At 71.8% G+C, this 25,389-nt stretch carries 24 protein-coding genes; 10 read left to right on the forward strand and 14 right to left on the reverse strand.

The features are described 5' to 3' along the window. Positions 1 to 2,146: elongation factor G-like protein EF-G2 (locus KBX26_RS28850; protein ID WP_210866834.1), on the reverse strand; the 2,146-nt coding region annotated here is incomplete at its 3' end. A 249-nt stretch (positions 2,147 to 2,395) separates the two neighbouring features. On the opposite strand from KBX26_RS28850, the gene pgsA reads away from it, so the two are divergent. The 8 genes from pgsA to KBX26_RS28890 all read left to right on the forward strand — a co-directional run bounded on the left by pgsA (position 2,396) and on the right by KBX26_RS28890 (position 9,374). After that, entirely contained in the window at positions 2,396 to 3,025 is a 630-nt protein-coding gene (gene pgsA / locus KBX26_RS28855) for a phosphatidylinositol phosphate synthase (protein ID WP_030336879.1), read from the forward strand. 46 nt (positions 3,026 to 3,071) lie between these two features. After that, positions 3,072 to 4,004 (forward strand): phosphatidylinositol mannoside acyltransferase, encoded by a 933-nt coding sequence (locus tag KBX26_RS28860; protein ID WP_210863359.1) that lies wholly within the window; start codon positions 3,072 to 3,074, stop codon positions 4,002 to 4,004. Between the two features lie 16 nt (positions 4,005 to 4,020). Next, positions 4,021 to 5,181 carry a glycosyltransferase family 4 protein gene (locus tag KBX26_RS28865; RefSeq protein ID WP_030336883.1) on the forward strand — a complete coding sequence of 387 codons (1,161 nt, stop codon included), beginning with the start codon at positions 4,021 to 4,023 and terminating at the stop codon, positions 5,179 to 5,181. 82 nt (positions 5,182 to 5,263) lie between these two features. After that, complete coding sequence (locus KBX26_RS28870) at positions 5,264 to 5,767, forward strand: hypothetical protein (protein WP_036412400.1); 504 nt, start codon at positions 5,264 to 5,266, stop codon at positions 5,765 to 5,767. Positions 5,768 to 5,926: 159 nt separating this feature from the next. Beyond that, positions 5,927 to 6,844 carry a pyridoxal 5'-phosphate synthase lyase subunit PdxS gene (pdxS, locus tag KBX26_RS28875; RefSeq protein ID WP_030336887.1) on the forward strand — a complete coding sequence of 306 codons (918 nt, stop codon included), beginning with the start codon at positions 5,927 to 5,929 and terminating at the stop codon, positions 6,842 to 6,844. Positions 6,845 to 6,879: 35 nt separating this feature from the next. Beyond that, positions 6,880 to 7,482 carry a pyridoxal 5'-phosphate synthase glutaminase subunit PdxT gene (gene pdxT, locus KBX26_RS28880; RefSeq protein WP_030336889.1) on the forward strand — a complete coding sequence of 201 codons (603 nt, stop codon included), beginning with the start codon at positions 6,880 to 6,882 and terminating at the stop codon, positions 7,480 to 7,482. Between the two features lie 402 nt (positions 7,483 to 7,884). After that, positions 7,885 to 8,637: a YebC/PmpR family DNA-binding transcriptional regulator gene (locus KBX26_RS28885; protein WP_030336891.1), complete on the forward strand. Its 753-nt coding sequence runs from the start codon at positions 7,885 to 7,887 to the stop codon at positions 8,635 to 8,637. 116 nt (positions 8,638 to 8,753) lie between these two features. After that, positions 8,754 to 9,374 (forward strand): DUF402 domain-containing protein, encoded by a 621-nt coding sequence (locus tag KBX26_RS28890; protein WP_030336893.1) that lies wholly within the window; start codon positions 8,754 to 8,756, stop codon positions 9,372 to 9,374. A 93-nt stretch (positions 9,375 to 9,467) separates the two neighbouring features. Here KBX26_RS28890 and KBX26_RS28895 read toward each other — a convergent pair whose 3' ends face one another. From KBX26_RS28895 to KBX26_RS28925, 7 genes are all read right to left on the reverse strand, one after another. After that, a complete protein-coding gene (locus KBX26_RS28895; RefSeq protein ID WP_210866835.1) occupies positions 9,468 to 10,529 on the reverse strand; it encodes an ABC transporter permease in 1,062 nt (353 codons plus the stop codon). After that, complete coding sequence (locus KBX26_RS28900; RefSeq protein ID WP_210866836.1) at positions 10,526 to 11,419, reverse strand: ABC transporter ATP-binding protein; 894 nt, start codon at positions 11,417 to 11,419, stop codon at positions 10,526 to 10,528. The genes KBX26_RS28895 and KBX26_RS28900 overlap by 4 nt, the downstream gene beginning before the upstream one ends. Before the next feature lie 81 nt (positions 11,420 to 11,500). Then, complete coding sequence (locus KBX26_RS28905) at positions 11,501 to 12,217, reverse strand: response regulator transcription factor (RefSeq protein WP_030336898.1); 717 nt, start codon at positions 12,215 to 12,217, stop codon at positions 11,501 to 11,503. Further along, positions 12,214 to 13,539, reverse strand: a complete 1,326-nt coding sequence (locus KBX26_RS28910) for a sensor histidine kinase (protein WP_210866837.1) — start codon at positions 13,537 to 13,539, stop codon at positions 12,214 to 12,216. The genes KBX26_RS28905 and KBX26_RS28910 overlap by 4 nt, the downstream gene beginning before the upstream one ends. A gap of 114 nt (positions 13,540 to 13,653) precedes the next feature. Beyond that, positions 13,654 to 14,601 carry a permease prefix domain 1-containing protein gene (locus KBX26_RS28915; RefSeq protein ID WP_210866838.1) on the reverse strand — a complete coding sequence of 316 codons (948 nt, stop codon included), beginning with the start codon at positions 14,599 to 14,601 and terminating at the stop codon, positions 13,654 to 13,656. Next, positions 14,598 to 14,939 carry a PadR family transcriptional regulator gene (locus KBX26_RS28920; RefSeq protein WP_030336904.1) on the reverse strand — a complete coding sequence of 114 codons (342 nt, stop codon included), beginning with the start codon at positions 14,937 to 14,939 and terminating at the stop codon, positions 14,598 to 14,600. The genes KBX26_RS28915 and KBX26_RS28920 overlap by 4 nt, the downstream gene beginning before the upstream one ends. Before the next feature lie 131 nt (positions 14,940 to 15,070). Beyond that, the gene (locus KBX26_RS28925) at positions 15,071 to 15,670 is read right to left on the reverse strand and encodes a hypothetical protein (RefSeq protein WP_030336907.1); all 600 of its coding nucleotides are present in this window, start codon (positions 15,668 to 15,670) and stop codon (positions 15,071 to 15,073) included. Between the two features lie 133 nt (positions 15,671 to 15,803). Here KBX26_RS28925 and KBX26_RS28930 point away from each other — a divergent pair, with 133 nt between their 5' ends. After that, positions 15,804 to 17,225, forward strand: a complete 1,422-nt coding sequence (locus KBX26_RS28930; RefSeq protein WP_210866839.1) for a serine/threonine-protein kinase — start codon at positions 15,804 to 15,806, stop codon at positions 17,223 to 17,225. A gap of 14 nt (positions 17,226 to 17,239) precedes the next feature. Here the strand turns inward: KBX26_RS28930 and KBX26_RS28935 are convergent, their stop codons facing one another. The 3 genes from KBX26_RS28935 to KBX26_RS28945 form a co-directional block, all read right to left on the reverse strand. After that, positions 17,240 to 17,785, reverse strand: coding sequence for a hypothetical protein (locus KBX26_RS28935; protein WP_210866840.1), 546 nt, complete (start codon positions 17,783 to 17,785; stop codon positions 17,240 to 17,242). After that, entirely contained in the window at positions 17,782 to 18,321 is a 540-nt protein-coding gene (locus KBX26_RS28940; protein WP_210866841.1) for an RNA polymerase sigma factor, read from the reverse strand. Before KBX26_RS28940 ends, KBX26_RS28935 begins: the two co-directional genes overlap by 4 nt. Before the next feature lie 99 nt (positions 18,322 to 18,420). Then, a complete protein-coding gene (locus KBX26_RS28945; RefSeq protein WP_030336914.1) occupies positions 18,421 to 19,041 on the reverse strand; it encodes an L-threonylcarbamoyladenylate synthase in 621 nt (206 codons plus the stop codon). A gap of 145 nt (positions 19,042 to 19,186) precedes the next feature. Here KBX26_RS28945 and dnaE point away from each other — a divergent pair, with 145 nt between their 5' ends. Beyond that, on the forward strand, positions 19,187 to 22,717 hold the full coding sequence (gene dnaE / locus KBX26_RS28950) for a DNA polymerase III subunit alpha (RefSeq protein WP_210866842.1): 3,531 nt from the start codon (positions 19,187 to 19,189) through the stop codon (positions 22,715 to 22,717). Between the two features lie 85 nt (positions 22,718 to 22,802). On the opposite strand, the gene abc-f is transcribed toward dnaE, so the two are convergent. The 3 genes from abc-f to KBX26_RS28965 form a co-directional block, all read right to left on the reverse strand. Beyond that, positions 22,803 to 24,440 (reverse strand): ribosomal protection-like ABC-F family protein, encoded by a 1,638-nt coding sequence (gene abc-f / locus KBX26_RS28955; protein ID WP_210866843.1) that lies wholly within the window; start codon positions 24,438 to 24,440, stop codon positions 22,803 to 22,805. A 289-nt stretch (positions 24,441 to 24,729) separates the two neighbouring features. After that, positions 24,730 to 25,134 carry a type II toxin-antitoxin system VapC family toxin gene (locus KBX26_RS28960; protein ID WP_210866844.1) on the reverse strand — a complete coding sequence of 135 codons (405 nt, stop codon included), beginning with the start codon at positions 25,132 to 25,134 and terminating at the stop codon, positions 24,730 to 24,732. Beyond that, positions 25,131 to 25,331 (reverse strand): hypothetical protein, encoded by a 201-nt coding sequence (locus KBX26_RS28965; RefSeq protein ID WP_156057918.1) that lies wholly within the window; start codon positions 25,329 to 25,331, stop codon positions 25,131 to 25,133. Before KBX26_RS28965 ends, KBX26_RS28960 begins: the two co-directional genes overlap by 4 nt. Between the last annotated feature and the right edge of the window lie 58 nt (positions 25,332 to 25,389).

Here is a 25,389-nt window from a genome sequence, read left to right on the forward strand (position 1 = left end):
GTTCCTTGCGGGCCTGGTCGGCCAGGTGGGTGGGCATGGGGTCGTGGCGGACGAAGTGCCGGCGGAAGGTGCCGGTGCCGGCCGTCATGGAGCGCAGCTCGACGGCGTAGCGGAGCAGTTCGGTGGCCGGCACCTCGGCGCGGACGAGGGTGCGGCCCTCGGAGTCCGGGTCCGGTTCGGTGCCGAGCACCCGGCCGCGCCGGCCGGACAGGTCGCCCAGCACCGTGCCCACCGAGCCGTCCGGAACCCGGATGCTCACCTCGTCGATCGGCTCCAGCAGGGCCGGCTGACCACGCTCGGCGGCGTCGCGCAGCGCCAGCGCGCCGGCGGTCTGGAAGGCCGCGTCGGAGGAGTCGACGCTGTGTGCCTTGCCGTCGACCAGTGTCACCCGCAGGTCCACCACCGGGTGGCCGGCGACCAGCCCGCGCTCCAGCTGGGCACGGACGCCCTTCTCCACCGACGGGATGTAGTTGTGCGGCACCGCGCCGCCGACGATCCGGTCGACGAACTCGAAGCCGCTGCCGCGCGGCAGCGGCTCGACCTCGATGTCGCAGACCGCGTACTGGCCGTGGCCGCCGGACTGCTTGACGTGGCGGCCGTGCCCCTTCGCGGGCACTGTCAGCGTCTCGCGCAGCGACACCCTGACCGGCTCGGTGTCCAGCTCGACGCCGCCGGCACGCAGCCGGTCGAGCACCACGTCCGCGTGTGCCTCGCCCATGCACCAGAGCACCAGCTGGTGGGTCTCCGGGTTGCGCTCCAGCCGCAGGGTGGGGTCGCCGGCGACCAGTCGGGCGAGGTTGCGGGCCAGGGCGTCCTCGTCGGCGCGGCTGCGGGCGACGATCGCCACCGGCAGCAGCGGCTCCGGCATCTCCCAGGGGGCGATCAGCAGCGGCTCGTCCCTGGTGGAGATGGTGTCGCCGGTCTCGGCGCTACCCGACTTGGTGATCGCGCAGATGTCACCGGCCACGCAGAACGACACCTCCCGCAGGGTGGCGCCCAGCGGGGTGTAGATGTGCCCGACCCGCTCGTCGGCGTCGTGGTCGGGGTGTCCGCGTTCGGCCAGGCCGTGGCCGGAGACGTGCACCGTCTGGTCGGGGCGCAGCGTGCCGGAGAAGACCCGGACCAGCGAGACCCGACCGACGTGGCGGTCGACGGTGGTCTTGACGACCTCGGCGACGAGCGGCCCGGCCGGATCGCAGCTCAGCGGCGGACGCGGTGAGCCGTCCACGCCGGTCACCGCCGGCAGCTCGTGCTCCAGCGGGGAGGGGAACGCGGCGGTCAGCACCTCCAGCAGCACGTCCAGCCCGACGCCGGTCTGGGCGCAGACCGGCACCACCGGGTAGAAGTGGCCCCGGGCGACGGCCTTCTCCAGGTCGTCGATGAGCACCTCGTCGCTGATCTCCTCGCCGTCGAGGTAGCGGTCCATCAGGGTCTCGTCCTCGCTCTCGGCGATGATCCCCTCGATCAGCTCGTCGCGGGACTCGTCGATGGCCCGCTGGTGCTCCGGGTCCGGGTCGCGGACGTCGGCGGGCAGCCCGGCGCTGTAGTCGAAGACCCGGCGGGTGATCAGGCCGAGCAGACCTTCGGTGGACACCCCGTCGTCGCCGAGCATCGGCAGGTAGAGCGGCATCACGTTGTCGCCGAAGAGGCGCTGGCAGAGCGCCACCGTCTCGTCGACGTCGGCGCGGGGCTGGTCCAGTCGGGCCACCGCGACAGCCCGGGGCATGTCGACGGCGGCGCACTCCTCCCACAGGGCGACGGTGGCCGCGTCCATGCCGCCCGCGGCGGAGACCACGAACAGCGCGGCGTCGGCGGCCCGCAGCCCGGCGCGCAGCTCACCGACGAAGTCGGCGTACCCGGGGGTGTCCAGCAGGTTGACCTTGATGCCGTTGTGCAGCAGCGGCGCGCAGGACAGGCTGACCGAGCGTTGCTGGCGTACGGCGGCGGGGTCGTGGTCGCCGACAGTGGTGCCGTCGACCACGGTGCCGGCGCGACCGATCGTGCCGGTCGCCGCGAGCAGCGCCTCGACCAGGGTGGTCTTGCCCGCCCCGGAGTGGCCGACGAGCACCACGTTGCGAACCCGCTCGGGCTCGGTCACCAGTGGCGTGCCGCCGGTGGAACCCTTGTCGTGACTCTTCTGCGCCATGGGGCGCACCTCCCTCAGCCGGTGGTGGTGGCGACCGCCGCGCGACGGGAAGCGGCCCGGGGCGAGTGCGCGGCGATATCCTCCGGTGGTCTGCTGCACAGCGGGAACTCAACGGGCGGACGGGTGAGCTGGCTCACCTCCCGGCTCGATCTCACACCCGTTGCCGGACAGGCACAAGCCTCCCCCGGGCGGGTCGGCGGTACCGTCCGTATCGGCAGAGCTGGGCGGACCGTTATCGTGGGGACCGCCATGGCGAAGATCTTCCAAGTGTCGGCCCGCGCGGGGATGACCCGCGTCGTCGAGCCGATTGCCCGCGCCCTGCTGCGCGCGGGCGTCACCCCCAATGCCGTCACCGTCGCGGGCACCGTTGGTGTGCTCGTCGGCGCGCTCGGCTTCGGTGCTCGCGGCCATCTGGTCGCGGGCGCGTTGATCGTCACCCTGTTCGCGCTCACCGACCTGCTCGACGGGACGATGGCCCGGATGAGTGGTGGCTCCACCCGGTTCGGCGCGTTCCTCGACTCAAGCATGGACCGGGTCGCCGACAGCGCCGTCTTCGGCGCTGTCGCGTACTGGCTGGCCACGCAGGGCAACTACTCCGGGGTGGCCGCCGCGTTGGTCTGCCTGGCCGCCGGCAGCCTGGTCTCCTACGTGAAGGCCCGCGCCGAGGGGCTGGGCATGACCTGCAACGTGGGCATCGCCGAACGCACCGAGCGGCTGCTGATCGTCGGCGTCGGCGGGATCCTCACCGGCCTGAACGTGAAGCCGGCGCTGGAGATCGCGCTCTGGCTGCTCGCCGCCGTGTCGATCTTCACGGTGGGCCAGCGGATGACGCACGTCTACCGCCAGGCCCAGCAGCTCCAGCCGGACGGTCAGGCGTGAGTGGCCTGCCGGCGACCCGCCGTCGGAAGACCGGCGGCCGAGTCGCGTGAACCTCACCGAGCTGGGCTACATCGCCGGTTGGCGGGTGATCCGCGCGCTACCCCGGCCGTTGGTGGCGGCGGCGTTCCAGGCGGGCGCGGACCGCGCCCATCGCACCGGCGGCGGGGGTACGGCCCGACTGCGCGCGAACCTGCGCCGGGTGGTCGGCCCGGAGCTGCCCGACGCCGAGCTGGACGATCTCGTCAAGCGCGGGCTGCGCTCGTACGCCAGGTACTGGATGGAGGCGTTCCGGCTGCCCAGCCTGAGCCGGTCGCAGATCCTGTCCACCTTCCGGCTGGACGGCGCGGAGCTGCTCGCCGCCGACGTGGCGGCCGGCCGGGGCGCGGTGGTGGCGCTGCCGCACGCCGGCAACTGGGATGCCGCCGGTGCCTGGGTGGCGGCCACCGGTTGGCCGCTCACCACGGTGATGGAGCGGCTCAAGCCGGAGGGCGTGTACAAGCGTTTCCTGGCCTTCCGAAAGGTCCTCGGGATGGAGATCCTGCCGACCCACGGTGGGCCGCGCCCGGCCTTCGACGTGCTGCTGGACCGGCTCCGCGCCGGTGCGGTGGTGCCGTTGCTGGCCGACCGGGACCTCTCCGCCCGGGGGGTGGAGGTGGACTTCTTCGGCGGGAAGACCCGGATGCCCGCCGGGCCGGCGCTGCTCGCGCTGCACACCGGCGCGCCGCTCTACGTGGCCTCGATGTGGTACGAGCCGGACGCCGCGTGTGCGTCGCTGGATGGCCCGCTGCCGGTGCCCGGGCCCGAGGTGGGTCCCCTGGACCAGCGGGTCCGGTCGCTGACCCAGTTGATCGCTGACCGTCTGGCGGCGGGTATCGCCCGGCATCCGGAAGACTGGCACATGTTGCAGCGGATGTGGCTGGACCAGGGAAGGTCGGGGGAGGGCGCGGCGCTGCCCTCGTCGGCCTCCGGCCAGGCCTGAGGAGGTGGGCTGACACATGCGGATCGGCATCGTGTGCCCGTACTCCTTCGACGTGCCCGGTGGGGTGCAGAACCATGTCATGGACCTCGCCGAGGCGCTGATCGCGCTGGGCCACGAGGTCAGCGTGCTCGCGCCGGCTGACGACGATTCGCCGCTGCCGGAGTACGTGGTGTCCGCCGGGCGTGCCGTTCCGCTGCCGTACAACGGTTCGGTGGCCCGGATCGCGTTCGGCCCGGTGTCGACCGCCCGGGTGCGGCGGTGGATCACCAACGGTGACTTCGACGTGTTGCACGTGCACGAGCCGCTCACGCTGAGCCTGTCGCTGCTGGCCGTGCTCTCCGCCCGTGGCCCGGTGGTGGCCACGTTCCACACCGCGATGACCCGTTCCCGGGTGCTCGCCGCCGCGCAGGGCGTGCTCCAGATCGTGTTGGAGCGGATCACGGCCCGGATCGCGGTGAGCGCGTTGGCCCGCAAGGTGCAGGTCGAGCACATGGACGGCGGCGCGGTGGAGATTCCCAACGGGGTGGCGGTGGCCAAGTTCGCCGACGCCGAGCCGTTGCCGGGCTGGCCGGGGGAGTGCGCGGCCGGCACCGGGGGCACGCTCGGCTTCCTGGGCCGGTTCACCGAGGCTCGCAAGGGCTTCCCGGTGCTGCGCGACGCGTTCGTGGCGTTGGCCGCCACCCGGCCCGGCCTGCGGTTGCTCGTCGCCGGTCCCGGTGACCCCGACGACCTGTACGACCAGTTCCCCGCCGAGCTGCACGAGCGGATCACGTTCCTCGGCCTGGTCAGCGAAGCGGACAAGGCGCGGATGCTGCGCAGCGCGCATCTCTACGTCGCACCGAACACCGGCGGCGAGTCGTTCGGCATGATCCTCACCGAGGCCCTCGCGGCGGGTACGACTGTGGTCGCCAGTGACCTGGACGCGTTCCGGCGGGTCCTCGACGGTGGGCGGGCCGGTCGCCTCTTCCCCACGGGCGACCCGGTGGGGCTGCGTGACGTGCTGAGTGAGCTGCTGGACGACCCGGCCGGGCGGGCCACGCTGAGTGCCTGCGGCGATCAGGTGGTGGCGAATTTCGACTGGCCGGTGGTTGCTCGGCGCGTTGTGGAGGTATACGCAGCGGCGATCGAGGCAACCGACGGGCGGGTCATCGACCAGGAGTGGGTGGGGCTGGGCTGAGCCGGGTGTGACGGATGGTGCGGTGGTGACCGGTGGGACCGGTCCGGCCGCGCCCAATCGGACGAAACGGAGCAGCACTACGATGCCGCACATGTGGTGGGTGGTGGCCGGAAGCGTGGTCGTGGGGCTGGTCGCGGCGTACCTCATCTGGACCGCCGGCCGGGTCGAGCGGCTGCAGGGCCGGGCGGAGCTGGCGGCCCGGGCCCTCGACGCCCACCTGCTGCGCCGCGCGGCGGCAGCCGCGGTCCTGGCTGAGCGGCGTTTCGGGGTCGAGCTGTACGCGGCGGCCCGGATCGCCCTGGACGCCAGCCCGGACGAGCGGGAGGCGGCGGAGAACGACCTCACCCGGCAGTTGCGGAGCGTCCAGTTGGACCCGAACGATCCGAGCTGCGCCGCGGTCATCGCCGCCAGCCGTCGGCTCGCGTTGTCCCGGCAGGTGCACACCGACCTGGTCCGGGACGCCCGCTCGGCGCGCAGCAGGCCGCTGGTGCGCCTGTTGCGGATGGGACGGGGCCGGGAGTGGCCGCGCTACTTCGACATCGACGACCCGACCCTCGTCGTCCCGGCGGACGTCCCCGCCGCCTGATCCCCGGCGGGCGTCGGCCGCTCCCGACGGGCGCGGGCGGCCCGGTGACCACTGCCACAGTGCAGGCCACCGGGGGTCTGATTGGCTGTCGGTACGGCGTTGCACCGCGCGTAGCATTTTCGCTGCCACCCCCACCGCAGGTCCAAGGAGCGATGACCCGTGCCCGAAAACACCGCCTCGAACACCGGTTCCGCCCCCGTCGTCGGCACCGCCCGCGTGAAGCGCGGCATGGCCGAGATGCTCAAGGGTGGCGTGATCATGGATGTCGTCAACGCCGAGCAGGCCAAGATCGCTGAGGACGCCGGTGCCGTGGCGGTGATGGCCCTGGAGCGGGTGCCCGCCGACATCCGCGCGCAGGGCGGGGTGTCCCGGATGAGCGACCCCGACATGATCGACGGGATCATCGAGGCGGTCTCCATCCCGGTGATGGCCAAGGCCCGCATCGGTCACTTCGTGGAGGCGCAGATCCTCCAGTCGCTGGGTGTGGACTACGTCGACGAGTCCGAGGTGCTGACCCCGGCCGACTACGCGAACCACATCGACAAGTGGGCGTTCACGGTGCCCTTCGTCTGTGGCGCGACGAACCTGGGCGAGGCGCTGCGCCGGATCACCGAGGGTGCGGCCATGATCCGTTCCAAGGGCGAGGCGGGCACCGGTGACGTCTCCAACGCCACCACCCACATGCGGAAGATCCGCCAGGAGATCCGCCGGCTCTCCTCGCTGCCGGCCGACGAGCTGTACGTCGCGGCCAAGGAGCTGCAGGCCCCGTACGAGCTGGTCAAGGAGGTCGCCGAGAGCGGCAAGCTGCCGGTGGTGCTGTTCACCGCGGGCGGGATCGCCACTCCGGCCGACGCGGCGATGATGATGCAGCTCGGCGCGGAGGGTGTCTTCGTCGGCTCCGGCATCTTCAAGGCCGGCAACCCGGCCCAGCGGGCCGCCGCGATCGTCAAGGCGACCACCTTCCACGACGACCCGGACGTGCTGGCCAAGGTCTCCCGGGGGCTCGGCGAGGCGATGGTCGGCATCAACGTCGACGAGATCCCGCAGCCGCACCGCCTGGCCGAGCGCGGTTGGTGAGCGCGCTCCCGACAGCCACGGAAGGAACGGTGCCGATGAGCCGGCCCACCATCGGTGTCCTCGCCCTTCAGGGGGACGTCCGGGAGCATCTGGCGGCGCTGACCGGGGCGGGCGCGGACGCCCGCCCGGTCCGCCGTCCGGGCGAGTTGGACGCGGTCGACGGCCTGGTCATCCCCGGCGGGGAGTCCACCACCATCAGCAAGCTCGTCGACATCTTCGAGCTGCGCGAGCCGATCGACAAGCGGATCGCCGACGGCATGCCCGTCTACGGCTCGTGCGCCGGCATGATCATGCTGGCCACCGAGGTGCTGGACGGCCGCGCCGACCAGCGCGGTTTCGCCGGCATCGACATGACGGTACGGCGCAACGCGTTCGGCCGGCAGGTCGACTCGTTCGAGGCGCCCGTGGAGATCACCGGCGTGCCGGGCGGGGGATTCCACGCGGTGTTCATTCGCGCGCCGTGGGTCGAACGGGTCGGCGCGGGCGTCGAGGTGATCGGCACGGTGACCGGTGGCCCGGCCGCCGAGCGGATCGTGGCGGTCCGGCAGGGCAACCTGCTGGCCACCTCGTTCCACCCCGAGCTGACGGGTGACCCGCGCGTGCACGCGTACTTCGTGGAGCTGGCGCGCACCGCCTGAGCGGCCGACCCGCGCGGCCGGGGCGGCGGCCCTTCCCCGCCCTTTCCCGGAACCCGAGCGGATCCTCGCCCGGCGCGCCCGGCACCCATCCCAAGATCGTGCTTGAACATGGATGTAGTGGTGTCGGCGTGCCGGGGAGGCCACTACTTCCTGGTTCGAGCAAGATCTTGGGCGTGGGGTCTGCACCGGTCGTCATCCCCCGCTGGAGGCGCACCGGGTGCCCCGGGCAGTCCCGGGTGTGACATGGCGGGGTGTGGCCTCGGTAAGATTGCCGCGGTTCGGCAGGGCCGTCGCCCGGCGCGGGCACTTCCCGCGGGGCCGATCGGCCGCCGGATCGCCGGATGCGGCGCGGAATCGGTGCGGCAGTCGACGCAGGCGTGCAATGACAGACGGAGGTAGAAGATGTCCGGCCACTCAAAGTGGGCGACGACCAAGCACAAGAAGGCCGTCATCGACGCCAAGCGCGGCAAGATGTTCGCCAAGCTGATCAAGAACGTCGAGGTGGCCGCGCGCACCGGCGGCGGTGACCCCTCGGGTAACCCGACGCTCTTCGACGCCATCCAGAAGGCGAAGAAGAGTTCGGTGCCGAACGACAACATCGATCGCGCCGTCAAGCGCGGCTCCGGCCTGGAGGCCGGCGGCGCCGACTGGCAGACGATCATGTATGAGGGGTACGGCCCGAACGGCGTGGCCATGCTCATCGAGTGCCTCACCGACAACCGCAACCGGGCGGCCACCGAGGTACGGACCGCGCTGACCCGCAACGGCGGCTCGCTCGCCGACGCCGGTTCGGTGTCGTACATGTTCTCCCGGAAGGGCGTGGTGATCGTCCCCAAGGAGGGCACCACCGAGGACGACGTGATGCTCGCCGTCCTGGACGCCGGTGCCGAAGAGGTCAACGACATCGGCGAGGCGTACGAGGTGGTCTCCGAGCCGACCGACCTGATCCCGGTGCGGACGGCCCTGCAGGATGCCGGCATCGAGTACGAGTCGGCCGAGTCCTCCCTGATCCCCAGCGTCAACGTGCCACTTGACGAAGAGGGCGCGCGCAAGATCTTCAAGCTGATCGACGTGCTGGAGGACTGCGACGACGTCCAGAACGTCTACGCCAACTTCGACGTCAGTGACGACGTGATGGCGGCGGTCGACGCCTGAGCCCGGCCTCCGCCCGCCGCGATCGGGCACTGTCTGCCCCGACCGGGCCGGACAGGACAGATCGCTGGTCGAGAGTGCACGATCGCGGTGGGGTTGGTGGGCGGTGAGGAGGTGCCGTGGTGGTGCAGCGGTTCGCGGCCGGCGACACGGTCATCCGGCGTGAGGTGCTGCGCGGGGAGGTCTGGTTCGGCTGCCCGACGATCTGCGTCGAGGACTCCGCCGACCTGCTCGTCCTCTATCTCCCGCCGGGGGCCGAGTTCGGCTTCCCGGCCGACGGGGTGTTCCCGTGCGGGCGGCACCCGTGGGAGGCCGCCGGGCACCACTCCTGGTCGGGGCACGGCAAGCTGATGCTGCAACGCCCCGGTGAGGCGCACTCGATCGACGTGTTCTGGTCGGGCCCGGGGCGCGACTTCGCCGGCTGGTACTTCAACCTTCAGGACCCGGTGCGGCGTACGCCGATCGGGGTGGACACCCTGGACCACGAGTTGGACCTGTGGTGGGCCGCGGACGCCGACCGGTACGTCTGGAAGGACGTGGAGATGTTCGCCCAGCGCCTCGTCGAGGGGCGCTACCCGGGCATGGGGGACGCCATCCAGGCCGAGGGTGACCGGATCGCCGCCCTGCTCGACACGGGTGAGCGCTGGTGGGACCCGGCGTGGGCCAGGTGGCAGCCCGACCCCGCCTGGTCGGCCCCGCGGCTGCCCGCCGGCTGGGACCGGGTGCCACCCGCGCACTGAGCGGCCCGCCCGGCCGGTCAGGCCGGTGTCGCACGGCGACGGGCGCCGGCATCCGATCAGGACACCGACGCCCGCACCGGCGAACCGTACTGCTCAGCCGATGGTCTCCCGTTCCCGCCAGGCGGTACGCAGGGAGGTTCGGCCGTTGGTGCGCAGCAGCGACCCCTCGTACACCCGGGCCCCGGCGACCACGAACGCGCCGGCGGCGAGCAGCAGGATGACCAGCGAGACGATCGGTTCCCAACCGGCCGCGTCACCGGTGAACAGTCGCAGCGGCATGGCCGTGGGCGACGAGAACGGCAGGTAGGACAGCACCCGCATCGCGGTGTCGTTGTCGTTCAGGAAGATCACCGCGAAGAACGGCAGCATCACGGCGAACTGCACCGGTGTCGACACGGCGGCGATGTCCTCCTGCCGGTTGGCCAGCGCGCCGGCCGCCGCCCACATCGCGGCGAGCAGCACGAAGCCGAGCAGGAAGAACGGCACGAACCAGCCGATCGCCGGGGCGAGCAGGGTGAGCAGGCCCCCGCTGTCACCCATCTGCAGCCCGATCACCGCCACCACCGCGATCAAGGCGATCTGCGCGAACGCCAGGATCGCGCCGGCCACCACCTTGCCGGCCAGCAGGGCCCGTACCGGCACGGCGGCCACCAGGATCTCCACGATCCGGGTCTGCTTCTCCTCGGTGACGCTCTGCGCGATCTGCAGGCCGAAGGTCTGCGAGGTGATGAAGAAGACGAACGCGAAGACGAACGGCACCAGGAACGCCACCACGGGGTCGACCGCGTCCGGGTCGAGCAGGCGTACGGTCGGCTGGCTGCTCAGGGCCCGCACCACGTCGTCGGGGGCCTCGTCCATGGCCACGACGGCGGGTCCGCCGACCACCGCTGCGTCCACGTCGCCGTCGCGGACGGCCCGCTCGGCGGCCCGGTCGTCGGGGACGACCTGGACCTCCAGCCCGGCGGCGCGCAGCGGCGCGGCCACGCTCTCGGTCGCCGCGACGGTGGACGGCCCGCCGGCGAGCAACGGCGGCAGGATGGTGCCGGCCGCCGCGATCAGCAGGAAGAAAAGGGTGCCGAACAGGAAGGTGCGGTCGCGGAGCTTGACGCGGATCTCGCGTTCGGCGACCAGCCGGGTGGCCTGGGTGACGTTCACTGGGTGACCTCTCGGAAGATCTCGGTGAGCGAGGGGCTGACCGGGCGGAAGGCGCGGACCGGGCCGCGGGCCAGAGCCGCCTGGAGGACGGGCTGCTCGTCGGCGCCGGCCGGCAGGTCGAAGACCACCCGGGGGCCGTCCAGCTCGACCACTGTCACCCCGGGGTGGTCGCGTACCCAACCGGCGTCGCCGGCGACCACCAGCTCGTAGCGGGGCACCGTGTACGAGTCGCGCAGCTGCTGCCGGCTGCCGGCGGCCCGGATCACCCCGTCCCCGATGATCACCAGGTCGTCGCAGAGGCGCTCCACGACGTCGAGCTGGTGACTGGAGAAGAGCACGGGCGCGCCGGCCGACGCCCGTTCCCGCAGCACGGCGACGACGGTGTCGACGGCCAGCGGGTCGAGCCCGGAGAACGGCTCGTCGAGCACCAGCACCTCGGGGTCGTGCACCAGCGCGGCGGCGATCTGCGCGCGTTGCTGGTTGCCCAGCGACAGCGTCTCCAGCAGGTCGTTTCCGCGTTCACCGAGCCCGACCCGCTCCAGCAGGGCGTCGGTGGCACGGCGTGCCGCGGCGGCGTCCAGGCCGTGCAGCCGGCCCAGGTAGGCGACCTGCTCCCGGGTGGTCATCTTCGGGTAGAGGCCGCGCTCCTCCGGCATGTACCCGAAGCGTCGGCGGTCCTGCCGGGTCAGCGCCGTGCCACCCCAACTGACCTCGCCCGCGTCGGCGGAGAGCACCCCCAGGATGATCCGCATGGTGGTGGTCTTGCCGGCGCCGTTGGCGCCCACGAAGCCGGTCATCCGCCCGGCAGCCACCTCGAAGGACACGTTGTTGAGCACCTGCCGGTCGCCGAAGCTGCGGTCGACGCCGTCGAGGCGAAGCGTTCTGGTCACGCGCTGATGCTAGATCGAGTACGCCGTTGCGCCGTCCGCCCGGCGGCGGAGCGGGCGGGTCCGCCGGGCGGTGGACGCCGGTCACCCGCCGGGGCGGACCACCCCGTTCTCGTACGCGAAGACCACTGCCTGCACCCTGTCACGCAGGCCGAGTTTGGCCAGCACCCGACTCACGTGCGTCTTCACCGTCGCCTCGCCCAGGTGGATGGTCGTGGCGATCTCGGCGTTGCTCGACCCGGCGGCGAGCAGCATCAGCACCTCCCGCTCGCGCGGGGTCAGCTCGGCCAACGCGGCCTCGGCGTCCGGGCCCCGGTGGGCGGTGCCTGTCGGGTCGCCGGGTCGGGCGAAGGTGGAGATCACCCGGCGGGTGATCTCCGGAGCGAGCAGACCGTCGCCCCTGGCCAGCACCCGGATCGCCTCGACCAGCTCCTCCGGCGTGCCGTTCTTGAGCAGGAAGCCGCTGGCCCCGGCCCGCAGCGCGGCGAAGAGATAGTCGTCGCGGTCGAAGGTCGTGAGGATCAGCACGGCCGGCCCACCGGGCCCGTCGGCGGTGATCTGCCGGGTGGCCTCCAGGCCGTCCATCCCGGGCATCTCCACATCCATGAGTACGACGTCCGGGCGGGTGGCCCGGGCCATCGCGACGGCCCGTTCGCCGTCGGCGGCCTCACCGACCACCTCGATGTCGTCCTCCACCTCCAGGATGACCCGGAAGCCGGTACGGACCAGGTGCTGGTCGTCGGCGAGCAGGACCCGGACCGTCGGGCCGGTGTCCGGTGTGTGGTGTGCCGCCGCGCTCATGCCGACGGCCCCGCGCCGGCTGCCGCCTGCTGCCTGTCGCTCGGCCTCGGCTGCGGGCCGATCGGGGCCGCCAGGGGGAAGCGGGCGCGTACCCGCCAACCGCCGCCGGCCCGCGGCCCGGCCTCCAGGTCGCCGTCGTGGGCGCCGACCCGTTCGCGCATCCCGATCAGTCCCAACCCGACGCTGTCGGCCCGGCCGCCGCCCCGTCCGTCGTCGGTCACGTCGACCTCCACCTCGCGGGCCAGGTAGCGGACCCGCACGTCCAACAGGTTCGCTCCGGCGTGCTTCAGGGTGTTGGTCACCGCCTCCTGCGTCACCCGGTAGGCCGCCTGCGAGACGGACGCGGGCAACGTGACAGCGTCGCCGTACACCCCGAGGGTGGTCGTCAGCCCGGCGGCGCGCGCCCGCTCGACGAGTTCGTCGATCCGCTCCAGGCCGCCGGCCGTCGGCGGCGCGGCGTCGGTCCCGGCGGTGGTCCGCAGCACGCCGAGCATCCGACGCAGCTCGTCGACGGCGGTGCGGGCGCTCTGCTCGATGGCGGTCAGTGCCGTGCGGGCCTTGCCCGGGTCGCGGTCGAAGACCCGGCGGCAGGCGGATGCCTGCACGCCCATCACCGACACGTGATGGGCCACCACGTCGTGCAGCTCCCGCGCGATCCGGACCCGTTCGCCGAGCACCGCCCGCTCCCGGGCCTCGGCCTGCGACCGGCGCAGGTCCTCGGCCTGGGTGCGCAGTTCGTGTTCGCGCCGCGCGGCCACCCACGCGGTCTCGCCGAAGAAGTACGCGAAACCGAACACCAGCACGTTGAGCAGGACGCCGGTGACCATCGCGGCGAGCACCGGCGGCACCGGTCCGACCGCACCGGCGAAGGCATCCGCCGGAATGTGGTCGATCATCACCGCGTAGTAGACCCCGAGCCAGGCGAACATCGTGGCGATCACCCCGACCCGCAGTCGGCGCGACAGCTGGCGGTCCTGCCCCCAGGCGCCGACGGTGTAGATGGCGCAGAACAGGGCCCAGGGGGAGAACTGCGTCTCGGGTGCCGATCGTGCCTGCGCGGCGATGAACATCACCGCGACGACCAGCAGGGTGGCGGCCGGCCAACGTCGTCGCCAGATCAGCGGCAGGGTCACCGCGACGGTCCAGAACAGTTGCTCCGGCCCGGACGGCGGCGGGCCCAGCAGGAACGCCCCGGTGCTGCGGGCCAGGGTGAGGCTCACCAGGGCCAGCCCGGTCATCCCCAACCCGAGCCACAGGTCGTTGCGGCGCTGCTCGGCCGTTGGACCGGGGCGGTGCCATTCCCCCTGCGGTGCGGCGGTCATCCGAGAACGATGCCACGTGCCCGCCCGGGCGGGGTCGGCGGGCGGGTCACTGCCGGCCAACGGGCGGGCGGCCCGGCGCGGGGTACGCGCCGGGCCGCCGTCTGAGGGCGTCGCTCACGCCGTCTGGCGTCGGGTCTTGATCGCGGTGTCGATCAGGTCCCAGACCACCACCACTGCCGTTCCCACCGCGATCGCCGCGCCGAGGAGGTTTCGGTTGTCGGCGTCCGCCAGCCAGCTCAGCCGCTCGCCCAGGGCCGGGTTGAGCAGCCGGTCGGAGAGCGCCAACCACACCAGCGGCACGGAGAACGCCAGGTTGAGCAGCACCTTGGTGCCGAAGAGAGGCCAGGTCCAGCGTCCGATCCGGTACTTGACGATCTCGAAGATCACGCTGGCGACCAGCACGACGATCAGCGCCGGCAGCCAGAACGACCAGAGAGCCGGGTCGAGGATCGCGATGTTCTCGCCGTCGGTGCCGCGCACCCAGGACTGGAAGTGCTGGATGGGCAGGTACGCGATGGTCGCCACCAGCATGACCACCGAGGCGATGGTGTCGGCGAGCGGGATGCCCCGGTGCACCGGGGCGTCGGGCAGCTGGTCGACCGTCCAGTCCGGCAGGTTCACCGGCGTTTGGGAGCGCTCGATGATGGCGAAGGTCAGGGTGAGCCAGAAGGCGATCTGCACCGCCACCTGCAGGGCGACGACGAGGCCCGGACCGATGGCTCCGAAACCTTTCCCCTCGGCCGCCTCGACGATGGTGACGATCGTGCCGACGAGCGCCGGGATGAAGCTGAGCAGCAGTTTCAGCAGCCGCAGCCAGACCAGGTAGTAGGTCGGGCCGATGAGCTGGAGTCGACGGTCGGCGTACCGGGCGGCCAGCACGTCCGGGTTGCCCAGCTCGGTGAGCACCTCCCGCTCGGCGGTGGTGGCGTCCTGCCCGCCGTCGGTCCGACCCTCGATCATGTCCTCGATGGAGGCCCGCAGCTCGCTGGCGATCTCGTCGCGGCGCTGGGCGGGCACCGAGCGCAGGGTGGCGGCGAGGTAGCGGTCGGTCAGGGTGTTCATCGGTCCACTCCTTGGATCAGCCCGGTGATGGAGGTCTGCACGGCGGCGAGGTCGTCGAGCAGCCGGCTCAGCATCGACTCGCCCTCGTCGCTGGTCCGGTAGAACTTGCGCGGTCGGCTCTCCGCGGTGTTCCACTCGCTGGTCAGCAGCCCCTGGTCCTCCAGGCGGCGCAGCAGCGGGTAGAGCGTGTTGGCGTCGACCGGGAAGCCGTGGTCGGTGAGCCGTTGCAGCAGTGCGTAGCCGTAGTCCGGCCGGCGGAGCGCGACCAGGCTGGCCACCACGACGGTGCCTCGACGCAACTCCTGCAGGTGCGTCCGTAGAACATCCTCGCTAACCATGTGTCACACCATACTGTGTGCCACACACTAATGTCTAGCCCGACATCATCGTGTCCGCCCAACCTCCGAATCGGGCCGAGCGGCGACGCGGGGCGCCCGGTCGACACCGGACGCCCCGCGGGTGGGTCGAATCAGCAGGACCCGCCCTGCCGGAAGTTCCGCTCGACGAAGCTGGCCGGGCCGACCTGGAAGTAGCCCACCCCCGGCCGGATCGGGTGCCCGGTGAACAACTCCACCCGCGACCCGACCCGCACCAGGTACGCCTCGGCGTCCCCCGCGTCGTTGCGGATCAGCGACCCCCGTCGGCCGTAGATCGCCTCCAACTCGGCGAACGACATGCCGACACCGGCGCCGGCGGGAGATCGCGGCGGGTTGGTGGCCGTACCCACCTCCACCAGGCGCCCGTCGCGGAAGGCCAGCAGGAGCACACCCGCCCAGGAACCGGTGGCTCCGGCGTGCACCACCGGGCCGCAGCCCGACGCGGTCCAGTCGATGTGCCCGTTCGCGGTGAGCGCCGCCAGACTGGCGCCGATGCGGTACACGCCGGCGCCACGCACGCTGAGCACCTGCGGGTGGCTGTGTCCGACGGCGGCGGCGAGCGGACCGCGCGCCGACGCGGGCGCGGTGCCGCCGACCGGGGGCGCGGCGGTCGCCGGACCGGCGACCGTCGCCGGGACGAGCGTGCCGAGCGCCAACGCGGCGGTGGTGAGGAGGATCGCGGGACGGTTCATGACGGCTCCTTCGGTGCGGGGTCTCCTGCCCTGTTAGTCACCGCGCCCGGGCCAACGGTTCGTCGAGATCGCGAACCGCCCGGTCTACTGTGCAGAGAAACGCCGACCGACCGCGCTGGCCGGGGGTGAGACGGTGACGGCTCCACTGCGGATCGGGCCCTACGCCATCGAGCGACTGCTCGGCGTCGGTTCGTTCGCGACGGTCTGGCTGGGTTACGACCGGGCGCTCGACGCGCACGTGGCGATCAAGGTGCTGGCCGAGAACTGGAGCCACGACCTACGCGTCCGGGAACGCTTCCTCGACGAGGCCCGGTTGCTGCGCCGGTTGGAGCACGAGCGGCTGATCCGGGTGCACGCCCTGGGTGAACTGCCCGACGGTCGGCCGTACGCGGTCCTGGCCTGGGCGGACGGGGGCAGCCTGCGGGACCGGCTGGCCGCCGGCGAGATCCCCGTGCCGGCGGCGTTGCGGCTGCTCGGCGAGGTCTGCGCCGGGGTCGCCGTGCTGCACCGGCACGGCGTCGTGCACCGCGATCTCACCCCCGGCAACATCCTGTTCCGCTGCGCCGGCCCCGACGGCGCGGAACAGGTGCTGATCGCCGACCTCGGTCTCGCCAAGGCGCTCGCCGCCGCCTCCGGGCTGACCGCCCGGGCCGGCACCCCGGGATACATGGCCCCCGAACAGGACGATCCGGGCGCGGTGGTCGACACCCGCGCCGACGTGTACGGGCTCGGTCGCCTCGGCATCCGGCTGCTGGCCGCCGACCCGACCGGAGCGAACCCGACCAGCCCTGATCCGCACCGGCGCACCCCGGGGCTCCGACTGCGGCACGACGTGCCCGCGGCGGTCGCGGCGGTGCTCGCCCAGGCCACCGCCCACCGCCCGGCCGACCGCTACCCCGACGCCGCCACCCTGCACGCCGCGTTGACCCGTGCGAGCGACCCGGCGCGGCTGACCATCGCGACCGGTCCCGTACCGCGGCAGCCGCCACCGCGACCGGGGGCCCGCCGCCGGTTGCGGCTGGCCGGGGCCACGATGGTGGCCGTCGTCGCGGTGGGCGCGGTGGGCGCCGAGTCGGGTGGCGCCGGGTCGGCTCGGCCGGTCGGCGGCACGTACACGGCCGGGCCGCTGACCGTGGCGTTGCCGCCCGGCTGGTCCGCCACGGGTGCCACCTGGGCCGGTCAGTACGGTGCCGACGGCGAACCCGAACCAGCCCTGGTGATGTCGCCGCAACCGCGCCGGTGGGCCGTCGACCCTCGCCTGCCCGGCGCGTTCGTGGGCCTCTCCGCCAGCACGGCGGCACGCACCACGCCGGCCGGTTTCCTGGCCGAGCGGACGCACGGCGACTGCACGCCGGCACCGGCCCGGACCACCCGGCAGGCGGGCATCGAGTGGATCGTGGTGGCGTACCGCTGCGACCGGGACCGGCCGCAGATCATCGAGTCGGCCGCCCTGCACCCCGGCCGGGCCGCCCTGGTGTACGTGCAGCTCACCCCGCCAGCGCAGAGCGGACCCACCTTCGTGGACACCCTGCTCGCCGGGGTACGCCTGCGGTAGGTGCCGAACGCGCCCTAGCGGACCACCACTGTGACGGTGTGCTCCCGGTCGTTCTTGGGGATCGTCACGGCGACGGTGCCGGGGCGGACGAAGCGGATGTCCACCACGCCCGCCTCGTACTGCTGGGAGACCAACTCCGGGCGGTCCACGGTGACGAGGCCCGGCCCGATGCCCTGGATCCGCAGCACCGCGCCGGTGGCGAAGCAGAGCGACTTCAGCAGCTCGATCTCGGTCTCGGCGAGCGGCAGGTCGTAGCGGACCGCGCCCAGACAGGCCGGCGTCGTGTCGGTCGGCGGGGGAGTCGTTCGGGGCGTACCAGTGGTCCTGCTGGGGGTTGGCGGTGCGGCGGACGGGCGCGTGCCGGTCGGCGGCGGTCGCGATGGCGACCCGGTGGGCGCGGGGACCGCCGTGCTCGCCGGGATCGGGGAGGGGGTCGGCGTCGAGCGGGTCGGGGCGGGCGGTTGGACGGGCAGCGGCGAGACGGCGTCGGTGCCGCAGGCGGCGACCCACACCGTGGCCGTGAGGATCACGACGAGCCGGCGCAGCGATCGCGGGTTCATTCGGCGTCGAGTCGTTGGCGGACCTGCCGCCGGGCCAGGTGCAACCGGGACTTCACGGTGCCCACCGGCACGTCGAGCAGGGCGGCGATCTCCGGGTAGCTCAGCCCCAGGACGTCGCGCAGGGCGACCACCTCGGCGAGGTCGGGGTGGACCGCGTCGAAGGCGTCGAGCAGGTCGAGGCGGGTGCCCGCGACCACGCTGGTGCGCCGGGGGTCGGCCTGGTCGGGCAGCGGCACGCCGCCGGCCTCCAGTCGGCAGCGGCGGCGCAGCGTGCGGTACGTGGAGCGGGCCCGGTTGGCGGTCAGCCGGTGCAGCCAGGTGCGGAACGAGGAGCGCCCCTCGAACCGGGCGATGCTGCCGGCCAGCGCCAGCAGGGCGTCCTGGCAGGCTTCCTCGGCGTCCTCCCGGTTGGGCAGGAACCGGGCGCACAGCCGCAGCACCTCCGGGCGCACCGCGACCAGCAGGGCGTTCAGCGCGGCCGGGTCGCCGTGCGCGGCGGACCGGGCCAGCGCGTCGATGTCGTCCGCGTCGGGCATGCCGGGTGTCCAATGCTCGCCGGTGCCGATCCCCGGAGCGTACGACCGCCGAAGCCGCGGTGGCCCCGTACCGTCCGGCACCCGACGCGAACCGGCGCCCTACTCGAAGCGGGACACGTCCCCGGCGCCCCGGCGCAGAATCTCCGGCTCGGGCCCGGACAGGTCGATCACCGTCGTCGGCTCCATGCCGCAGTCGCCGGCGTCGAGCACCGCGTCGAGCTGGTGGTCGAGCCGTTCCTTGATCTCCCAGCCCTGCGTCATCGGCTCCTCGTCGCCGGGCAGGACCAGCGTGCTGGACACCAGCGGCTCGGCCAGTTCGGCCAGCAGCGCCTGGGTGACGACGTGCCTTGGCACCCGCACGCCGACGGTTCGCTTCTTCGGGTGCAGCATCCGGCGGGGCACCTCTCGGGTGGCCGGCAGGATGAACGTGTAGCTGCCCGGGGTGGACGCCTTCACCAGCCGGAAGACCGAGTTGCTGATCTGCACGAACTGGCCGAGCTGCGCGAAGTCGTGGCAGACCAGGGTGAAGTGGTGCCGGTCGTCGAGGTGCCGGATCTGCCGGATGCGGTCGAGTCCGTCCTGGTTGCCCAGCTGGATGCCGAGCGCGTAGCAGGAGTCGGTCGGGTAGGCCACCAGCCCACCGCCGCGGATCAGGTCGGCGACCTGGCCGATGACCCGGGGCTGCGGGTTCTCCGGGTGCACGTCGTAGTACCTCGCCATCCTGGAGAGCCTAGGCCCATCCGGGGACGATCAGGAGACGAGGGCCACCCTCGGCGCGGACGGTGGAGCCGCCGAGATCACCTCGGTAGGGTAGGTCCCGGTCGGCTCCGACCAACAAGATCCACACCGCCGGGGGGCGCCACGCATGGCTGATTCGTTCGCGCATCTGCACGTGCACACCGAGTACTCGATGCTCGACGGAGCGGCCCGACTGAAGGACCTGTTCGCCGAGGCCAAGCGGCTGGGCATGCCCGCTGTGGCGATCACCGACCACGGCAACATGCACGGCGCGAACGACTTCTACAACCAGGCGATGGCCGCCGGGATCACCCCGATCCTGGGCGTCGAGGCGTACGTGGCGCCGGAGTCGCGCTACCACAAGGCGCGGGTCAAGTGGGGTCGCCCGGAGCAGAAGAGCGACGACGTCTCCGGTAACGGCGCGATCACCCACAAGACGATGTGGGCGAAGAACGCGCAGGGCCTGAAGAACCTCTTCACCCTCAACTCGCGCGCCTCCATGGAGGGGCACTACGTCAAGTGGCCCCGGATGGACATGGAGCTGATCGCCGAGCACGCCGAGGGGATCATGGCCACCACCGGCTGCCCGTCCGGCGCGGTGCAGACCCGGCTGCGGCTGGGTCAGTTCGACGAGGCGCTCAAGGTCGCCGCCAGCTACCAGGACATCTTCGGCAAGGAGAACTACTTCCTGGAGATCATGGATCACGGCCTCTCCATCGAGAGCCGGGTCCGCGAGGGGCTCACCGAGATCGCCCGCAAGCTGGACATCCCGCCGGTGGTCACCAACGACTCGCACTACACCCACGAGGCCCAGGCCACCGCCCACGACGTGCTGCTCTGCGTGCAGACCGGCAGCAACATCGACGACCCCAACCGGTTCCGGTTCGAGGGCGGCGGCTACTTCATCAAGAGCGCCGACCAGATGCGCGCCGTGGACTCGTCCGAGCTGTGGCAGGAGGGCTGCCGCAACACCCTGCTGGTCGCCGAGAAGGTCGACCCGAAGGGCATGTTCGAGTTCCACAACCTGATGCCGCGCTTCCCGGTGCCCGAGGGTGAGACCGAGGAGTCCTGGTTCCGCAAGGAGACCTTCGCCGGTCTGGGCCGCCGCTACCCGAACGGCATCCCGGAGGGGCACGTCGTCCAGGCGGAGTACGAGCTGGGCGTCATCAACCAGATGGGCTTCCCGTCCTACTTCCTCGTGGTCGCCGACTTCATCCAGTGGGCGAAGAACCAGGGCATCGCGGTGGGTCCGGGCCGTGGTTCGGCCGCAGGCTCGCTCGTGGCGTACGCACTGGGCATCACCGACCTGGACCCGATCCAGCACGGCCTGATCTTCGAGCGGTTCCTGAACCCCGAGCGGGTCTCGATGCCGGATGTCGACATCGACTTCGACGAGCGCCGGCGCGGTGAGGTGATCAAGTACGTCACCGACAAGTGGGGCGAGGACAAGGTCGCCCAGATCGCGACCTTCGGCACGATCAAGGCGAAGGCCGCGATCAAGGACTCGGCCCGGGTCCTCGGCTTCCCGTACGCGGTCGGCGACCGGATCACCAAGGCCATGCCGCCGGCGGTGATGGGCAAGGACATCCCGCTCACCGGCATCTTCGACAACAAGCACCCCCGCTACGCCGAGGCGGGCGAGATCCGCGGCCTGTACGACTCCGACCCGGACGTCCGCAAGGTGATCGACACCGCCAAGGGCATCGAGGGGCTGATCCGGCAGACCGGTGTGCACGCCGCCGGCGTCATCATGTCCGCCGAGCCGATCATCGAGCACATCCCGTTGATGCGCCGCGACGCCGACGGGGCGATCATCACGCAGTTCGACTACCCGACCTGCGAGTCGCTCGGGCTGCTGAAGATGGACTTCCTCGGCCTGCGCAACCTGACGATCATCGACGACGCGGTCAAGAACATCGAGCTGAACCACGGCCTGAAGCTCGACCTGCTGGCCCTGCCGCTGGACGACAAGGCCGCGTACGAGCTGCTGGCCCGCGGTGACACCCTCGGCGTGTTCCAGCTCGACGGTGGGCCGATGCGGTCGCTGCTGCGGTTGATGAAACCGGACAACTTCGAGGACATCTCCGCCGTCCTGGCCCTGTACCGGCCCGGCCCGATGGGCGTCGACTCGCACACCAACTACGCGCTGCGCAAGAACGGCCTGCAGGAGATCACCCCGATCCACCCGGAGCTGGAGGAGCCGCTGCGGGAGATCCTGGCGCCCACCCACGGCCTGATCGTCTACCAGGAGCAGGTGCAGCGGGCCGCGCAGATCCTCGCCGGTTACAGCCTCGGTCAGGCGGACCTGCTGCGCCGGGCCATGGGTAAGAAGAAGAAGGAGATCCTCGACAAGGAGTTCATCCCGTTCCGGGACGGCTGCCGCGAACGCGGCTACTCCGACGAGGCGATCCAGGCCGTCTGGGACGTCCTGGTGCCGTTCGCCGGGTACGCGTTCAACAAGGCGCACTCCGCCGCGTACGGGCTGGTCTCCTACTGGACCGCGTACCTGAAGGCGCACTACCCGGCCGAGTACATGGCCGGGCTGCTGACCAGCGTCGGCGACGACAAGGACAAGATGGCGCTCTACCTGGCCGAGTGTCGCCGGATGCGCATCCAGGTGCTGCCACCGGACGTGAACACCTCGGCCGGGCCGTTCACCCCGGTCGGCAAGGACATCCGCTTCGGCCTGGCCGCCGTGCGCAACGTCGGGGCGAACGTGGTCGCCTCGATCATGCGCTGCCGGGAGGAGAAGGGCGACTACACCGACTTCTACGACTTCCTGTCCAAGGTGGACGCGGTGGTCTGCAACAAGAAGACCATCGAATCGCTGATCAAGGCGGGCGCGTTCGACTCGATGGACCACCCCCGCAAGGGGCTGCTCGCGGTGCACGCCGACGCGATCGACGCGTACGCCGACGTCAAGCGCAAGGAGGCCGTCGGCCAGTACGACCTGTTCGGCGCCGGCTTCGGTGACGCCGACACCGGCAGCACCACGGTGATGCCGACCATCGGCGACAGCGAGTGGGACAAGCGCGACAAGCTGGCCTTCGAACGGGAGATGCTCGGCCTGTACGTCTCCGACCACCCGCTGTTCGGCCTGGAGCACATCCTCAACGCGGCGGCCGACACCACCATCGCCTCGCTGGCCGAGGAGGGCGCGGTGCCCGACGGGGCGGTCGTCACCCTCGCCGGCATTCTCTCCGGGGTGCAGCGCCGGGTCACCAAGCAGGGCCGGGCCTGGGCGTCGGCCACCCTGGAGGACCTGGCCGGCGGGGTGGAGACGCTGTTCTTCCCCAACACCTACGAGGTGATCGGGCAGTACATCGCCGAGGACGCCATCGTGGTGGTCAAGGGTCGGGTGGACCGCCGCGACGACACCCCACGGATCATGGCGATGGACATGTCCATGCCGGACGTCAGCACCAGCGCCACCAACAAGCCGGTCACCCTCACCATCCCGGTGCACCGGTGCACACCACCGCTGGTGGAGCGGCTCAAGGAAACCCTGGTGCTGCACCCGGGTGACACCGAGGTGCACGTCAAGCTGCAGAACGGCGGGCGTACCACCACCCTGCGGCTGGGGCCGTTCCGGGTGGCGCCGACGACCGCCCTGATGGGTGACCTGAAGAGCGTCCTCGGCCCGGCCAACGTGAGCTGACCGGGCCTCGGCCCGCCAACGTGAGCTGACCGGGGCCTCGGCCCGGCCGGGCGTTCGTCCGACCGGGCCGGGGACACCGCCGGGCTCAGCCCCGGTCGGGGGCGCTGATCTCCCGCAGTTGGCCGTCGGCCAGCCGCAACCAGCGCTGCACGCCGATCTCCGCGAGGAACCGTTCGTCGTGGCTGACCACCACGAACGCTCCCTGGTACGCGGCGAGCGCGCTCTCCAACTGACCGACGCTGACCAGGTCCAGGTTGTTCGTCGGCTCGTCGAGCAGCAGCAGTTGCGGTGCCGGTTCGGCGCAGAGCACACAGGCGAGGGTGGCGCGTAGCCGCTCGCCACCGGAGAGCACCCCGACGGGCAGGTTGACCCGGGCGCCCCGGAACAGGAACCGGGCGAGCAGGTTCATCCGCTTGGCGTCCGGCAGGCTCGGCGCGTACGCGGCGAAGTTCTCCGCCACCGTACGGTCGAGGTCCAGCAGGTCCAGCCGCTGCGACAGGTACGCGATCCGCCCGTCGGCCCGCCGGATGTCGCCGCCGGCCGGTTCCAGGTCGCCGGTGACCAGGCGCAGCAGGGTGGACTTGCCGACGCCGTTCGCCCCGGTGAGAGCGATCCGTTCCGGCCCCCGGATCACCAGGTCCGCGCCGTCGCCGCCGAACAGGTCCCGGTCGTCGAAGCGGGCCCGCATCCCCTGGCCGGAGAAGACCGTGCGCCCGCCCGGGACGCTGGTGTCCGGCAGGTCGACCGTGATCCGGTCCTCGTCGCGTACCGCCCGCCCCGCCTCGTCGAGTCGGGCCTTGGCCTGCCCGAGCCGGCCGGCGTGCGTCTCCTGCGCCCTGCCCGCCGACTCCTGCGCGCTGCGCTTGAGACCGCCGGCCACGATCCGGGCCAGACCGGCGTTCTTGAGGTTCTTGGCGGCGTTGCTGGCCCGCCGGTCGGCGCGCTCCCGGGCCTGCTGCATCTCCCGCTTCTCCCGCTTGACCTCCTGCTCGGCGTTGCGCAGGTTGCTCTCGGCGACCTCCCGCGCCGCCTGCACCGCCTCGGTGTACGCGGTGAAGTTGCCCCCGTACCAGCGGATCTCGCCCCGGTCCAGCTCGGCGATGCGGTCCATCCGGTCCAGCAGTTCCCGGTCGTGGCTGACCAGCAGCAGACACCCGGACCAGCCGGTGAGCACGTCGTAGAGCTTGTGCCGGGCGTCCAGGTCCAGGTTGTTCGTCGGCTCGTCGAGCAGCAGCACGCTCGGGCGGCGCAGCAGTTGCGCCGCCAGGCCGAGGGAGACCACCTGACCGCCGCTGAGGGTGTGCAGCCGCCGGTCGAGCGACAGCTCACCCAGGCCGAGCCGGTCCAACTCCGAGCGGGTGCGCTCCTCGATGTCCCAGTCGTCGCCGATGGTGGCGAAGTGTTCCTCGCTCGCGTCGCCGGCCTCGATGGCGTGCAACGCCGCGACCCGCTCGGCCACGCCCAGCACTTGCGCCACGCTCAGGTCACCGGCCAGGGGCAGCGTCTGCGGGAGGTAGCCGAGCAGGCCGTCGACGGTGACGCTGCCGCCACTGGGCCGCAGCTCCCCGGCGATCAGCCGCAGCAGGGTGCTCTTGCCGGCGCCGTTGGGCGCGACCAGGCCGGTGCGACCGCCCGGCACCGTGAAGGACAGGTCCGAGAAGACCGGGGTGTCGTCCGGCCACGAGAAGGACAGATTCGAGCAGACGATGAAGGCATCAGACATGGCGAGTGACCTCAGAGGGTGGGCTGGGCGTGCGTAAGCCGCCCGACGACGAACGGGAACGGTGGAACGACGTCATGGCCATCGCGGCTGCGGCTTACGCGCGCCGAACCGATGGCCGAACACATCCGGTCTCACCCGGAGATGTCGTCGTCACCCGCCATGTCTGGTCTCCCTGGTCGTACCACTGACCCAACGCCGCCGAGTCTAACAACGGATCTCCGCCCCGCCACCGGGTTACCAGCCAGGTGCCGCTTCGCGGTATCGGACAGCCACTTCGGCGCAGCCGGCGCTAGGAAACGTCGAAGAGGCGTAGCCCGTCGTACTCGGCGAAGTCGGCGAAATCTTTGCCGTTGAAAGTCGCCAGTGGCAGCCGGTCGACCAGGCAGCAAGCCGCGATCCAGGAGTCGTTGGTCGGTCGAGGGAGCCCTCGGTGCTGAGCCCGTGCTTGGAGGTGACCCCAGGTGACCGCCACCGCCTCGTCGAAGGGAAGCAGCACGATTCCCGAACGCCACTGCGCGAGATCAGCCAGCTTGCGCGGACCCCAGCTGCGCAGTGCCGTCCACTTGGTCAGCTCGCCGAGCGTCACGAAGGTGATGCAGAGGATCTTACCGGCCAGGCGGGCACGGAGACGTTCAGGTAGTCGCCCGCGGAGGATTGCTGACGCTACGTCGCTGTCCAGAACGACGAGGCTCATGCGGCGCCGGCCCGCCGAGAGGTGTACAGGTCGGTGAGGAACTCGTCCAGTTCCTCGTCCGACTCGAAGAGACCCGGACGGGCCAGGTCGTCCACGGAGGCGACCGGCTGGACGCCCTGACGACGGGCCAACTCCTCGGCCGGCACGTGGTCAGTCGTCGGCCATTCGGGCATCTGTTCGGCATTGCTCGACGTCACGGCTCGCTCCTGCACATCGGGTCGGCCCAATTCTTCCACCTCCGACATCGATGGGCGG

It is taken from the genome of Micromonospora sp. C97, assembly GCF_018070385.1.
GTDB classification, from domain to species: Bacteria; Actinomycetota; Actinomycetes; order Mycobacteriales; family Micromonosporaceae; genus Micromonospora; species Micromonospora parva.

Excerpts from the sequence above, each read along its gene's own strand:
- pgsA (WP_030336879.1), top strand. The coding sequence starts at position 2,396 with ATGGCGAAGATCTTCCAAGTGTCGGCCCGCGCGGGGATGACCCGCGTC.
- KBX26_RS28865 (WP_030336883.1), top strand. The coding sequence starts at position 4,021 with ATGCGGATCGGCATCGTGTGCCCGTACTCCTTCGACGTGCCCGGTGGG.
- KBX26_RS28920 (WP_030336904.1), bottom strand. The coding sequence starts at position 14,939 with ATGGTTAGCGAGGATGTTCTACGGACGCACCTGCAGGAGTTGCGTCGA.
- KBX26_RS28940 (WP_210866841.1), bottom strand. The coding sequence starts at position 18,321 with ATGCCCGACGCGGACGACATCGACGCGCTGGCCCGGTCCGCCGCGCAC.
- dnaE (WP_210866842.1), top strand. The coding sequence starts at position 19,187 with ATGGCTGATTCGTTCGCGCATCTGCACGTGCACACCGAGTACTCGATG.
- KBX26_RS28935 (WP_210866840.1), bottom strand. The coding sequence starts at position 17,785 with ATGAACCCGCGATCGCTGCGCCGGCTCGTCGTGATCCTCACGGCCACG.
- KBX26_RS28960 (WP_210866844.1), bottom strand. The coding sequence starts at position 25,134 with ATGAGCCTCGTCGTTCTGGACAGCGACGTAGCGTCAGCAATCCTCCGC.
- KBX26_RS28905 (WP_030336898.1), bottom strand. The coding sequence starts at position 12,217 with ATGAGCGCGGCGGCACACCACACACCGGACACCGGCCCGACGGTCCGG.
- abc-f (WP_210866843.1), bottom strand. The coding sequence starts at position 24,440 with ATGTCTGATGCCTTCATCGTCTGCTCGAATCTGTCCTTCTCGTGGCCG.
- KBX26_RS28885 (WP_030336891.1), top strand. The coding sequence starts at position 7,885 with ATGTCCGGCCACTCAAAGTGGGCGACGACCAAGCACAAGAAGGCCGTC.
- pdxT (WP_030336889.1), top strand. The coding sequence starts at position 6,880 with ATGAGCCGGCCCACCATCGGTGTCCTCGCCCTTCAGGGGGACGTCCGG.
- KBX26_RS28945 (WP_030336914.1), bottom strand. The coding sequence starts at position 19,041 with ATGGCGAGGTACTACGACGTGCACCCGGAGAACCCGCAGCCCCGGGTC.
- KBX26_RS28870 (WP_036412400.1), top strand. The coding sequence starts at position 5,264 with ATGCCGCACATGTGGTGGGTGGTGGCCGGAAGCGTGGTCGTGGGGCTG.
- KBX26_RS28915 (WP_210866838.1), bottom strand. The coding sequence starts at position 14,601 with ATGAACACCCTGACCGACCGCTACCTCGCCGCCACCCTGCGCTCGGTG.
- KBX26_RS28910 (WP_210866837.1), bottom strand. The coding sequence starts at position 13,539 with ATGACCGCCGCACCGCAGGGGGAATGGCACCGCCCCGGTCCAACGGCC.
- KBX26_RS28925 (WP_030336907.1), bottom strand. The coding sequence starts at position 15,670 with ATGAACCGTCCCGCGATCCTCCTCACCACCGCCGCGTTGGCGCTCGGC.